This is a genomic window from Actinomadura citrea (assembly GCF_013409045.1).
Taxonomy (GTDB): domain Bacteria; phylum Actinomycetota; class Actinomycetes; order Streptosporangiales; family Streptosporangiaceae; genus Spirillospora; species Spirillospora citrea.
On the sequence record NZ_JACCBT010000001.1, the window covers coordinates 8075439 to 8087782 of the forward strand.

The following is a 12344-nucleotide window of genomic DNA, read 5'->3' on the forward strand; positions in this document are numbered from 1 at the left end:
CGGTCAGCCCGTGTTGATGCTGTTGGCCTTGTCCTGGATCTTCTTCTGGATCACCGCCCCGATCGTGATCGCGATCAGCGCGAGGATCGCGGTGATGATCGCCCATTCGATCGCGGACGCACCGCGGCACCGCTCCTCCTCGTCTCGCAATCGCGCCAGCCGGGTGCCGAGCAGGGCGCGCAAGTAGACGACGGCCGGGTCGTTCAGGGGATTGAGCGGACTCATCGTGACACCTCCAGAGTGGTTCGGCGGGGACGGATCGCGGTCATGAGGCGAGCACCCGCATCAGGGCCGGATAGGCGAGGAAGATCAGGAAGCCGGCGCACAGGAACAGCTGCGCGATGAGCATCGACTGGGAGCGCTCGCCCGCCTTGCCCTCCAGGTCCGACAGCTCGCGGCTGCGCATCGACGCGGCGCGGGCGGCGAGGGACTTGCGGATCTGGGCCCCGTCGTCGGACACCAGCGCGAGCGCGCCGGCGAGGTCGCGCAGCTCGGCGATGTCGACCTCCTCGCCCAGCCCGCCGAGCGCCTGCCAGGGCGTCTGGCCGGTGATGCGGGCGTTGGACAGGGCGTCGCGGATGCGGTGCATGGCCCAGCCCTCGCCGACGTTCGAGGCGGTCATCAGCGCCTCGGGGACGCCGCGGCCGCCCGCGAGGTTCATCGAGACCAGGTCGAGGAACGCGCCGACGACATGCCGGAAGTCCTGCCGGCGCGACTGCGCCTCCTGCCGGAGCTGCATGTCGGGGAAGAAGAAGAACAGGGCGGCGAACAGCACGCAGATCCACACCGGGACGGCGACGGACGAGCCGAGCCCGAGCAGCGTGAAGTAGGCGACGATCAGCGGGATGAACAGCAGCGCCGCGGCGGGCAGCAGGAACTTCGTGGCGAGGAACGCCTCCAGCGACCGCTCGGTGATCGCCAGGTCGGCGCGGACCGACCGCAGCCGCCAGCCGCGCGCCTCGCAGACCCGCGCCAGCTCCCGTCCGATCTTCGCCCGCGTCCCGCCGACCCGCTCCAGCGTCGGCGAGGCCGTCCCGGCCCGCTGCTCCTCCAGGTCGCGGCGGCGGGCGGCGTCGAGCGCGGCCATCCGCGCGGCGAGGCCCGGACGCGACGGGAACAGCGCCCGGACGAGCACGTACAGGCCGAAGCCGACGACGGCGCCGGCGATCATCGCGCCGTTCACGTCGCGCCACCGCCCTCGGCGGTCGGGCCCTGCCAGCCCGCGACGGTGCTCGGCACCTCGCCCGGCACGCCGGGCTGGGCGGCCCCGCGCGGCTCGCTGAGGAACCGTCCGGGCATCTCGTACCGCGACAGGCGGCGCAGCCACAGGAACGCGGCGCCGTACAGGGCGACGACGATGCACAGGACGAGCTGCCCGAGCACGTCGTCGTACGGCTCCACGTAGGAGTGGTTGAACACGGCGAGCGCCAGGGCCGTCCCGACGGAGACGGCGACGACGATCCGGACGCTGCGCCGGGTCGCGCGGCGATCGGCCTCCACGCGGCGCCGCATGTCCAGCTCGGCGCGGGCCGAGTTCGCGAGGGCGCCGAGCATGTCGCGCAGCCCGGGGCCGCGCAGCTTGGCGTTCAGGATGAGGGCGGCGATCACCAGGTCGGCGGACGGGTCGTCCAGGTCGTCGGCGAACCGGCGCAGCGCCTCCGGCATCGGGACGCGGGTGTGCAGCCGGTCGACGAGGTTGCGCAGCGGCTGCTGGAGGGCGGGCGCGGCGGCCCGCTGCGAGGCGGGGATGGCCTGCTCCAGCCCGACGGCGCCGGCGATGGTGTCGCGGAGCGACTCCGTCCACGCGGCGAGGGCCTCCAGCCGCGCCATGCCCCTGCGCTCTTCGGCGGCGCCGCCCGCCAGGCCGTTCCAGGCGAGGACGAGCGCGCCGGTGCCGGCGGCGGCGATCGGCCAGCGCGTCACGATCAGCACGACGCTGCCGACGATGACGGCGACGGCGGTACGGGTGGTGAGGGTGCGGATCAGGTCCTCGCGACTGCGGCCGCGGGCGGGGCCGCGGCGCGGCGGCAGCCCGCGCAGCGCGACGATCAGCAGCAGCAGGCCGCCGCCGACCGCGGCGCCGGTGACGACGGCGAGCATCACGTCCGGCGCGAACATCACCCACCACCCCCGCGCCTCACCAGGCACCCCCGGCGGCCGGGTCGTAGCCGTGGTCGACGAGGTCGGCGATGCACGCGATCGGGGCCGCGGGCACGGCGTATCCGGCGGGCCCGAGCGCGAAGATCTCCGAGGACAGCACGCGCCCGTCCACGCCGGTGACCTCCCGGACGCTGGCCACGTAGCGGCGCAGCCGGCCGCCGGAGGCGTACTCGTTGCGCTTCTCGATGAACACGACGAAGTCGATCGCGCCCGCGATCAGCATGTGGGTCGCCTCGACCGGCAGCCGCTCCTCCGACTGGATCGCGTACGTGGCGACGCGGTTGAACACCTCCGCCGAGGAGTTGGCGTGGATCGTCGACAGCGACCCGTCGTTGCCCTGCGTCATCGCGTTCAGCATCGTGACGATCTCGTCGCCGAGCACCTCGCCGACGATCACCCGGGACGGGTTCATCCGCAGCGACCGGCGGACCAGCTCGGCCATCGAGATCGCGCCCTGGCCCTCGGAGTTCGGCAGCCGCTGCTCGAACGCGACGCAGTTCGGGTGCAGCTCGGGGAACGCGTCGAGGCCGAGTTCGAGGGCGCGCTCGACGGTGATCAGCCGCTCGTGCGGCGGGATCTCGTTGGCGACGGCGCGCAGCAGCGTCGTCTTCCCCGCGTTGGTCGCGCCCGCGATCATGATGTTCTTGCGGGCGTGCACCGCGGCGCGGAAGAAGTGCCCGACCTCCTGCGTGATCGTGCCGTTGCCGACCAGGTCGGCGAGGAACACCTTGCCGAGGCGGGCGCGGCGGATCGACAGCGCGGGCCGGACGGTCACGTCCATCACCGCCGACAGCCGCGAGCCGTCCGGGAGGCGCAGGTCCAGCTGCGGGTTCGCGGTGTCGAACGGGCGCGAGGACAGCCCGCTGTAGGCGGCGAGGATCTGGATCAGCTCGACCAGTTCCTCGTCGCTCTCGGCGACGGGCTCGCCCATCGCCTCGCGGCCGTCGGCGTAGCCGAGGAACACGCGGTCGCAGCCGTTGATGTCGATGTTCTCGACCTCGGGGTCCTCCAGCAAAGGCTGGAGGCGGCCGACGCCGAACAGGGCCGCGTGCACGCCGGCGGCGAGGGCCTCCTCCTCTTCGGCGTTCGGCGGCCGGCGCCCCGAGGTGATCTCGCCGCGCGCGTACTCCTCCAGCACCTGGCCGATCAGGGCGCGGGCGAACTGGCGCTCGTCCTCGCCGGACATCGGCGGCAGCCCGTTGGCGGCGTCCAGCCTGCGCTGCCGGGCCAGCCGGTCGCCGACCTCCTGGCGGAGACGTTTGACCAGAGCGTGGTCCATCTAGCGCCTCCCCTCCTCGGGCCCGCCGCCCGCGGGCACGTGGGGCGCCTGCTGCGGGGGTGGCTGCGGTCCCGGCGGCGGTGGCTGCTCGGGCCTTCCCGGCGGGGACGGGACGGCCTTCCCCGCGGGCGGCGCCCCCGGGTGCCCGGCAGGGGGCATGGCGGAGGGCGCGGCGGGCAGGCGCCCGGTCAGGTCGGCGGCGACCTCGCGCGCCGACCGGATGAGCAGCGAGCGGTCCAGCCGTCCGCCCCAGCTGCCGGACAGCAGGTCGGCGCCCTTCGGGTCGAGGGCCAGGCCGCCGAGGACGGTGACGTCCGGGGGCGGGGGCCCCTGCGCGGCGTCGGAGGCGCGGCCGCGCACGCCCGCGAGGATCCGGTCGACCTCGGCGATGGAGCCGCGGAAGTCGCGCGGGTCGGCGAGCACCAGCACGCCGACGGGCGGCCCGCCGCGCAGCTCCGCGGTCAGCGCGGCGACGCGCTCGCGCAGGTGGGCGACCTGCTCCAGGGTGGCCCTGGTGAGCAGGACGACGAGGTCGGCCTCGTGCATCAGGTCGACCAGCGGGTTGGCCGCGCCGAGCCGCCCGCAGTCGGCGATCACGTCGACGGGGGCGAGGCCGGCGAACGCCCGGCCGAGCGGCCCCCACAGCCACGTCATCGCCTGCGCCTGCTCGGCGTTGGTGACGCCGACGAGCACGTCGAGGCCGCCGACGAGCCGCTGGCAGTGCTCGGCGACCTGGTCGGGGCGCAGCCCGCGGCGGGCCGTGGCGGCGAGGCTGAGCAGCCCGCGCGAGGGGTTGAGCGTGCCGCCGTCGGCGTCGCCGTCGGGCTGGGCGGAGGGCAGCCGGTAGACCAGGTCGCCGCCCGCCTGGTCGCACTCGGCGACCAGCACGGGACGCGGCCACACGGCGCCGAGCGCGACCGCCGCGGTCGTGACGCCCGGCGCCCCCTTGTCGGCCGCGAGCGCGATGAGTGCCACCGTCAGTTACCGCCGCCCGTGCCTGGGCCCGGGGTGCCGGTTCCGGGGACGGGCTGGACGCCGCCGCCGTCCGGCCCCTCGGGCGCCGCGGGCGGCACCGAGACGTTCGTACCGGGCGGGATCAGCGCGAGCGCGACCGTCCCGGCCGAGGCGGCCTGCGTCACCCGCGCCGCGTCCGTCGGGAGCACGGCGACGTCGACGCTCGTCTGCTCCGAGCGCAGCCGCGTCGGGCCGCCGTCGTCCCCGCCGCCGACGTTCAGCACGACCGCGTCCCGCGCGAGGACGGTCCCGGCGCGCGGCCCGCCGCCCGTCCCGCCGCCGACCGCGAAGAGGGTGACGTGCGCGCCGCGCGAGACGTCGCCGGAGGGCATCTGGCCCGGCTTGAGAGCGAGCCCGACGACGAGCCGGCCGCTGGCGGGCGCGTCGGCCGGGCTGATCATGGAGTTGGTCAGCAGCGCGCCCTTGACCAGCGGGACGGCCGCGAAGTACCGGCTCACCTTCGCCCGCTCGGTCCACTTGAGGTACTGGATGCCGGTGTCGCCGATCTGCACCTCTTCGAGGGCGCTCGCCGGGATCCGCTGCCCGGCCGCGACCGGCTGGGCGATCCGGATCGCCGACACCCGCTCGCCGCTGGCCATCACGAGGTAGGCGCTGGCGAGGGCGCCGCCGAGGATCAGCAGCACCGCGAGCGCGGCGAGCGCCGGTTTGCGCTCGCGCGACGACGCGGGGAGCCGCTGCCCGCCCGAGGTGCCGAGCCCCGACCGTCCGAGTCCCGTCCCACCGGACGAGCCCGCCGTGCCGCCGCCGGAGATGGTCGACTGGTTGGCCTTCATCGCGCTGCCCACGCGCTCCTTCCCGCCCTGACGCGGCCCCGTCCCACCGGAGTCCGCGTCTTCGAGCGATCCATGCTCGCGGGGGTGGAGAGGCCGCGTCAATGGATTCGCGGGAGCCAAGCGCCTCCATATCCGAGCAGACGGCGATGACCTGCGAATTCACGGATCACATGACTACTTACCACCAGTCACATCTGTCACTGACCCCCGCCCGGACGGTCCGGAAGCCCCGCCGGGTCACGGCTCCAGGCCGACGAGGCGTGCGAGCAGGGTCATCGTGTGGTCGAAATAGGCGGCCCGTTCCTCGATCACGTTGTTGTACTGGCCGAACAATTCGAAGCTGACGGTCCCGTACAAAGCGGCCCACGCGGTGAACGCCCGCGCCATGACGTCGTCGGGGACGTCCATGGGGAGCATCGCGCGTGCGCGGGCCATGTCCTCGGCGCTGGCGGGCGGGGGCGGCGGGCAGGGCCCGGCGGGGTCGAGCGCGCCGGCCGCGTGCGCCTCGGAGACGATCCGGGACATCACGACGGTGTCGCGCATGGCGGCGGGGACGGTGTCCTCCGGGGCCTTGTAGCCGGGCACCGGCGACCCGTAGAGCAGCGCGTACTCGTGCGGGTGCGCGAGGGCCCACTCCCGGACGGCCCTGCACACGGCGAGCCAGCGTCCGCCGTGGCGTTCCGCTCCGGCCTTCGCGTCCGCGCGCTCGACGGCCTCGCCGACCGCGTTGTATCCGTCGATGATCAGCGCGGTCAGCAGGTCGTCGCGGCTCGGGAAGTACCGGTAGATCGCCGACGACACCATGCCCATCTCGCGGGCGACCGCGCGCAGCGACAGCCCCGCGGCGCCCTCGGTGGCGAGCTGCCGCCTCGCGATCTCGGTGATCTCCCGGACCAGCTCCGCCCGGACCCGCTCGCGCGCCGTCTGCCCCGCGCCCATGCCCACCTCCTCGGGGACGGTCTCCGGCCGCCCCCTCGCTCTGCCCGTCTCCCCGGAGGCTAGCAGAGCGCCGCGCTCATCCAAGAGCGGCGAGCTATCGCGAGAGCACTGCTCTTGACAACATCGCTCTCTATGGAGAGCATTGCTCTCGTAACGGAGCACTGCATCGCAAGGAGAGCATGATGGGCAAGCACGTGATCGTCGGAGCCGGGCAGGTCGGGACGCACCTCGCCGAACTGCTGACCGGGCGGGGGCTCGACGTGGCCGTCGTGACGCGGTCCGGGTCGGGCCCGGACGGGGTCGAGCGGATCGCGGCGGACGTCGCCGACCGGGAGCGCCTCACCCGGATCGCCAAGGGGGCCGACGCGCTCTACAACTGCGTCAACCCGCAGTACCACCGGTGGGCGCAGGACTGGCCGCCGATGGCCGCGTCCTTCCTCGGGGCCGCCGAGGACACCGGGGCCGTCCTCGTGACGCTGAGCTGCCTGTACGGGTACGGGCCGGTGGACGGGCCGATGACCGAGGACCTGCCCCTCGCCGCGACCGGCACCAAGGGACGGGTGCGGGCGAAGATGTGGAAGGACGCCCTCGCCGCGCACGAGGCGGGCCGCGCCAGGGTCACCGAGCTGCGCGGATCCGACTACTACGGGCCGCGCAGCACCGACCAGGCGTACATCGGCGAGTCGCGGTTCGTGAAGCCGCTGCTGGCGGGCCGGCGCGTCCCGTACTTCAGCGACCCGTCCGTCCCGCACGCGTGGACGTACCTGCCGGACGTCGCGGAGGCCCTCGCCATCGCCGGGACGGACGAGCGCGCCTGGGGACGGCCCTGGCACGTCCCCACCGGCCCGGCGGTGTCCACGGTCGAGGTCGGCGAGCGGCTGTGCGAGATCGCGGGGGCGCCGGCGCCGCGCATCCGCGAGGTGCCCCGCGCGGTCTTCCACGCGGCCGGGTACCTCTCGCCGATGCTCCGGGAGTTGCGGGAGACCCGGTACCAGTTCGACAAGCCCTACATCCTGGACTCTTCGGCGTTCGAGTCGACTTTCGGGATGGCTCCGACGCCGCTGGACGACGCCCTGAAGACGGTCGTGTCGGCTTCCCGGATGGCGGAGGGGGCGGGTAATTAAGCTAGGCCCGGTTGTCCCGAGGACGTCGGAGGGCTCGGATGCGGATCTCGTTCACGGCACTGACCGGTGGAGGCCCCCGCGACGTCGTGCTGAACCTCGACTCCGAGGCCACCGTCGACGGCGTCGCCCAGACGCTCGCCGCCACGCTGGACGGCCGTCCCGCCGTGCCCGCGCCGCGCTTCTCCAAGGACGCGCTGCTGTCCAGGGGCGCGCGCAAGGCCCTCTGGATGGACGGCCGCATGCTGGACCCGCAGGCGCTGGCGGTGAAGGAGCTGCGGGACGGCGCCGTCGTGGCGGTCGAGCGGCGCGGCGCCGCCGCGACCGTGCTGACCGAGCCGACCGGGCTGGTCGAGGTGCGCGTCGTCGGCGGCCCCGCGGCCGGGTCCGTGCACCGGCTGGGGCTCGGCGTCTGCACGATCGGGTCCGGGCACGACGTCGACGTGGTGCTGGACGACCCGTCCGTCCCGGCCCGGTCCCTGCGGCTCACGGTCGAGCGCGCGGCCGTCCAGGTCGAGGCGTCCGCCCTGACGATGCAGGGGGCGGTCGTGCTGGACGGGACGCCTCTCGGCGCGAAGACGGCGTGGCCGATGGGCGCGCTGCTGACGGTGGGGGCCAGCGTGCTGGCCCTCGCGCCGTGCGCCGCCCCCGACACCCATCTGGAGCCGCTGCCCGAGGGCGGCCTCGCGTTCAACCGGCCGCCGCGGCTGAACCGGCCACGGCGGGCGCGGACGCTGGAGGTCCCGAAGCGTCCCGAGCGCAACCCGCGCGAGCGGCTCCGGCTCTTCGGCGCGCTGCTGTTCTCGGCGTTCGGGCTCGCCATGGCGTTCGGGCTCGGCCAGTGGTGGTGGGCGCTGTTCGCGCTGGCCTGGCCGGTGATGACGCTCGGCGAGTGGCTCGGCGACCGGATGCACGGCCGCAAGTCCTACAAGAAGTCGCTGAAGGAGTACCACCGCAAGGCGGGCGAGTTCGACGGCGAGCTGGAGCGGCTGCGGCGCGAGGACGAGGCCGAGCGCCGCGCGCTGCACCCCGACCCCGCCGAGGTCCTGCTCACCGCGACGGGCCCGCGGCGCCGCCTGTGGGAGCGCCGCCGCGACGACCCCGACGTCCTCCACCTGCGGGTGGGCCTCGCCGACCTGCCCGCCCGCATCGAGCTGACCGGGGACACCGAGGCGGCGGGCGGCCCCGGAGACGGGCAGGCGGGGCCCGAGGAGCCGTCCTCCCACGGCGGGAACGGGATCCGGGTCCCGAAGGCCCGGCAGGTCCCGGTGGTGCTGCCCCTCACCGAGCTGGGCGTCATCGGCCTGACCGGGCCCCGGCACGCCTCGCGCGCCCTGGCCCGCTGGCTGGTCGCGCAGGCCGCCGCGCTGCACAGCCCCCGCGACCTGGCCATCGTCGTGCTGTCCGCGGACCAGAACGCCGGGCACGAGTGGAACTGGGTGCGCTGGCTGCCGCACTGCGCGCCGCGCGAGGGCGAGGACTGCGTGGCCCTCGTCGGCACCGACCCCGAGTCGGCGGCGCACCGCGTCACCGAACTGGCGATCCGGGTGACCGAGCGGCGGCGGGCCGCGCAGGCCGAGTCGTCGTTCTTCGGGCAGGGCGCCCGGCCGGCCGACGGCGCCCCGTACAACATCCTGATCGTCCTGGACGGCGCCCGCGCGCTGCGCCGCATCCCCGGGATGCCGATGCTGCTGTCGCGCGGCCCCGAGTACGGGCTCTACGCCGTCTGCGTGGACGACGAGGAGCGGATGCTCCCCGAGGAGTGCCGCGCCGTCGCCGCCTGGGACACGCAGCGGCACTCGACGATGCTGCTCCAGGGGCAGGGCCTGGACGTCCTCGGCCCCGTCCTGGCCGACCAGGTGTCCGCGACCTGGACCGACCGGGTGGCGCGCGCGCTGGCCCCCGTCCGGGACGTCTCCCGCGAGGACGCCGAGGACTCGCTCCCGGCCGAGGTGCGGCTCCTGGACGTCCTCGACATGCCGGAGCCCACGGCCGAGCACGTCCTGCAGTCGTGGAGCAGGACGGGCGGGCGGACGACCCGCGTCCCCGTCGGCCTCGCCTCGGGCGGCCGCTACGAGATCGACCTGCGCGTGGACGGCCCCCACGGCCTCATCGCCGGGACCACGGGCGCGGGCAAGTCGGAACTGCTCCAGACCCTCATCGCCTCGCTCGCCGTGGCGAACCGCCCCGACGAGATGACGTTCGTCCTCATCGACTACAAGGGCGGCGCGGCGTTCAAGGACTGCGCGAACCTCCCCCACACCGTCGGCATGGTCACCGACCTGGACGGCCACGCCACCGAGCGCGCCCTGGAGTCGCTCGCCGCCGAGCTCCGCCGCCGCGAGGAGATCCTGCTCGGCGCGGGCGCCAAGGACATCGACGACTACGACGACCTGCGGCCGGCCGATCCGGGGCTGCCGGCCATGCCGCGGCTCGTCCTCGTCATCGACGAGTTCGCCGCCATGGTCACCGAGCTGCCCGACTTCGTCGCCGGCCTGGTCGACATCGGCCGCCGGGGCCGCTCCCTCGGCGTCCACCTGATCCTCGCCACGCAGCGTCCCGCCGGGGTCGTGACCGCCGACATCCGCGCCAACACCAACCTGCGCATCGCGCTGCGCGTCACCGACCCCGACGAGTCCGCCGACGTCCTGGACTCCCCGGACGCGGCGCAGATCTCCAAGTCCACGCCCGGGCGCTGCTACGTCCGCTCCGGGGTGTCGTCGCCGCAGGCCGTCCAGTCGGCGCGGATCGGGGGCCGCCGCCCCGGCGCCGGAGCCGGGTCCGGCGGTCCGACCGTCCACCCGCTGCCGTGGCAGGGCCTCGGCCGTCCGCTGCCCGCGCCGCGCGAGGCGGCCGACGACGCGGTGCTCGCCACCGACCTCGGCGTGCTCGTCCAGGCGGTCGACGAGGCCGCCCGCCGCGCCGGGATCGCCCGGCAGCCGTCGCCGTGGCTGAGCCCGCTGCCCGAGCGCGTCGCGCTGGCGCCCCGCATCGCCGCGGGCGGCTCCGTCGTGGACGTCCCACCGGTCCCGTTCGGCGTCACGGACCTGCCCGCCGTCCAGTCCCGCGAGGAGCTGACGCTCGACCTCGCGACCGGCGGCCACCTCTACGTCGCCGGGTCCGCGCAGTCGGGCCGCTCCACGGCGCTGCGCACGATCGCGGGATCCCTCGCGGGCGCCTGCTCCCCCTACGACGTGCACGTGTACGCCGTCGACTGCGGCGCGAACGCGCTGCTCCCGCTGGTCTCCCTGCCGCACTGCGGCGCCGTCGTGACCCGTGACCAGCTCGACCGCTGCGAGCGGCTCCTCGCCGCGCTCACCGCCGAGGTCGCCCGCCGCCAGCAGGTGCTCGCCGAGGCGGGGTTCTCCTCGCTCGCCGAGCAGCGCGCCGCCGTCGCCGCCACCGACCGCCTCCCGTGGATGGTCCTGCTCCTCGACCGCTGGGAGGGCTTCCTCGGCGCGTTCGAGCACTACGACTACGGACGCCTCGTGGACCAGGTCGTCCGGCTGCTGCGCGAGGGCGCCGCGGCCGGCCTGCGCGCCGTGTTCACCGGAGACCGCTCCGGTCTCGGCGGCCAGGTCTCCACCGTCTTCGACCGCCGCCTCATCCTGCGCATGGCCGACCCGAACGACTACGGGTACGGCGGCCTGCAGGACAGGCAGATCCCGGCCGAGATGCCGCCCGGCCGCGCCCTGGAGCCCGCCGGGCCCGGCGCGCCGCCCCGCGAGTCGCAGATCGCGCTCCTCGGGGACGACGCGTCCGGCGCGTCCCAGGTCGCGGCCCTCCAGGAGATCGCCCGCGCCTGCGTGTCCCGCTACGGCCGGCTGCCGCGCCGCCGGGGTCCCCTGCACGTGGACGAGCTGCCCGTCCGCGTCACCTACCGGGAGGCGATGTCGCTCGACCCGGAGTTCCTGGCCCCGTCGGCGCTGTGGGCATTGGTCGGCGTCGGCGGCGACACGCTCGCGCCCGTCGGGATCGACCTGCTGGGCGAGGGCCCGGGGTTCGCCGTCGCCGGGCCGCCCCGCTCGGGCCGCTCGACGACGCTGCGGACGATCGTCCAGTCGCTGCTCGACCCCGCGGTCGGCGGCGGGCTCGTGCCGGTCGTCCTGGTCACTCCGCGCCGCTCCCCGCTCCGCCTGCTGTCGGGCCGGCCCGGCGTGCTCGGCGTGCTCACCTCCGACGCCGACGCCGGCGACCTGGAACGCGCGATCGGAGACGAGCACCGCTACACCGTGGTCGTGGACGACGCCGAACTCCTGGACGAGACCGAGCTGGACGAGGCCCTGACCGACGTCCTGCGCACCGCCCGCGACGGGGAGCACGCCGTCGTCATCGGCGGCACCACCGACGATCTGGGCCGCGGCTACCGGGGCTTCCTGTCCGACACCCGGCGCTCCCGGTCGGGCGTCCTGCTGTCGGTGGACTCGCCGGACGACGGCGACCTGTTCGGGCTCCGCCTGCCCCGCAACGCGCCGCTGGGCGGGCCCACCGGGCGCGGCCTGTTCGTCGCCGCGGGCGCCACCACCCGGATCCAGGTGGCGCTTCCGCCTCCGGTCAGCGCCGACTGATCGCCTTCGCCCGGCGTTCCTCGCCGGGCGAGGAAAGCCCGGCAGGGAAACGCCGGGCGAGAAAGGCCGGGCAGAGAAAGAGGCGGGTCCCGGCCTCGGGGGGATGGGCCGGGACCCGCGGTTCGCGGAGGCTCAGCGCGTGGCGGCCTCGATGTTCTGCTGGGACCGGCGGATGTCCTGGCTGCCCTGTTCGAGGGCGACGGCCATCTTGTCGAAGGCGGTCTTGGCCTCGGCCCAGGAGGCGCGGAAGCGGTCGGCCCCGGGGCCCCACCAGGCCGCGCTGCTGCTCACGGTGCGGCCGTTGAGGTCCTTGATGAGGGCGTCGAGGTTGCGGGAGTGCTTGCTGAAGATGCGGGACAGTTCCTCTAGCTCGCCCAGGTTGGCGCCGCGCTTGTCACCCATCGCCCCGGCCCTTTCCTCGCTGATCGTTGGAACGTTTCCGGCCGCTACCGCAGGAATGGCGCCAGCT

10 protein-coding genes are annotated in these 12344 nt (G+C 75.0%); 2 read left to right on the forward strand and 8 right to left on the reverse strand.

Annotated elements, in window-relative coordinates; all coding sequences use genetic code 11:
* Positions 1-3: 3 nt before the first annotated feature.
* The 7 genes from BJ999_RS36905 to BJ999_RS36935 all read right to left on the reverse strand — a co-directional run bounded on the left by BJ999_RS36905 (position 4) and on the right by BJ999_RS36935 (position 6186).
* On the reverse strand, positions 4-225 hold the full coding sequence (locus tag BJ999_RS36905; protein WP_089314798.1) for a Flp family type IVb pilin: 222 nt from the start codon (positions 223-225) through the stop codon (positions 4-6).
* 40 nt (positions 226-265) lie between these two features.
* Complete coding sequence (locus BJ999_RS36910; RefSeq protein ID WP_179837536.1) at positions 266-1183, reverse strand: type II secretion system F family protein; 918 nt, start codon at positions 1181-1183, stop codon at positions 266-268.
* Positions 1180-2118, reverse strand: coding sequence for a type II secretion system F family protein (locus BJ999_RS36915; protein WP_179837537.1), 939 nt, complete (start codon positions 2116-2118; stop codon positions 1180-1182). Before BJ999_RS36915 ends, BJ999_RS36910 begins: the two co-directional genes overlap by 4 nt.
* A 19-nt stretch (positions 2119-2137) precedes the next feature.
* A complete protein-coding gene (locus BJ999_RS36920) occupies positions 2138-3439 on the reverse strand; it encodes a TadA family conjugal transfer-associated ATPase (protein ID WP_179837538.1) in 1302 nt (433 codons plus the stop codon).
* A complete protein-coding gene (locus BJ999_RS36925; RefSeq protein WP_179837539.1) occupies positions 3440-4414 on the reverse strand; it encodes a hypothetical protein in 975 nt (324 codons plus the stop codon). It lies immediately after the preceding gene.
* Positions 4415-4416: 2 nt separating this feature from the next.
* Complete coding sequence (locus tag BJ999_RS36930) at positions 4417-5259, reverse strand: CpaB family protein (RefSeq protein ID WP_179837540.1); 843 nt, start codon at positions 5257-5259, stop codon at positions 4417-4419.
* 225 nt (positions 5260-5484) lie between these two features.
* Positions 5485-6186, reverse strand: coding sequence for a TetR/AcrR family transcriptional regulator (locus BJ999_RS36935; protein WP_179837541.1), 702 nt, complete (start codon positions 6184-6186; stop codon positions 5485-5487).
* Positions 6187-6368: 182 nt separating this feature from the next.
* Between BJ999_RS36935 and BJ999_RS36940 the strand changes: the two genes are divergently transcribed.
* Both BJ999_RS36940 and BJ999_RS36945 read left to right on the forward strand, forming a co-directional pair.
* Positions 6369-7310: an NAD-dependent epimerase/dehydratase family protein gene (locus BJ999_RS36940; protein ID WP_179837542.1), complete on the forward strand. Its 942-nt coding sequence runs from the start codon at positions 6369-6371 to the stop codon at positions 7308-7310.
* A 38-nt stretch (positions 7311-7348) separates the two neighbouring features.
* Positions 7349-11875, forward strand: coding sequence for an FtsK/SpoIIIE domain-containing protein (locus BJ999_RS36945; protein WP_179837543.1), 4527 nt, complete (start codon positions 7349-7351; stop codon positions 11873-11875).
* Between the two features lie 132 nt (positions 11876-12007).
* Here BJ999_RS36945 and BJ999_RS36950 read toward each other — a convergent pair whose 3' ends face one another.
* Positions 12008-12277 (reverse strand): WXG100 family type VII secretion target, encoded by a 270-nt coding sequence (locus tag BJ999_RS36950; protein ID WP_089314806.1) that lies wholly within the window; start codon positions 12275-12277, stop codon positions 12008-12010.
* Positions 12278-12344: the final 67 nt, after the last annotated feature.

Bases quoted from the DNA above. Each gene is read 5' to 3' on its own strand.
- BJ999_RS36945 (WP_179837543.1), top strand. From the start codon at position 7,349: ATGCGGATCTCGTTCACGGCACTGACCGGTGGAGGCCCCCGCGACGTC.
- BJ999_RS36915 (WP_179837537.1), bottom strand. From the start codon at position 2,118: ATGTTCGCGCCGGACGTGATGCTCGCCGTCGTCACCGGCGCCGCGGTC.
- BJ999_RS36950 (WP_089314806.1), bottom strand. From the start codon at position 12,277: ATGGGTGACAAGCGCGGCGCCAACCTGGGCGAGCTAGAGGAACTGTCC.
- BJ999_RS36905 (WP_089314798.1), bottom strand. From the start codon at position 225: ATGAGTCCGCTCAATCCCCTGAACGACCCGGCCGTCGTCTACTTGCGC.
- BJ999_RS36935 (WP_179837541.1), bottom strand. From the start codon at position 6,186: ATGGGCGCGGGGCAGACGGCGCGCGAGCGGGTCCGGGCGGAGCTGGTC.
- BJ999_RS36920 (WP_179837538.1), bottom strand. From the start codon at position 3,439: ATGGACCACGCTCTGGTCAAACGTCTCCGCCAGGAGGTCGGCGACCGG.
- BJ999_RS36940 (WP_179837542.1), top strand. From the start codon at position 6,369: ATGGGCAAGCACGTGATCGTCGGAGCCGGGCAGGTCGGGACGCACCTC.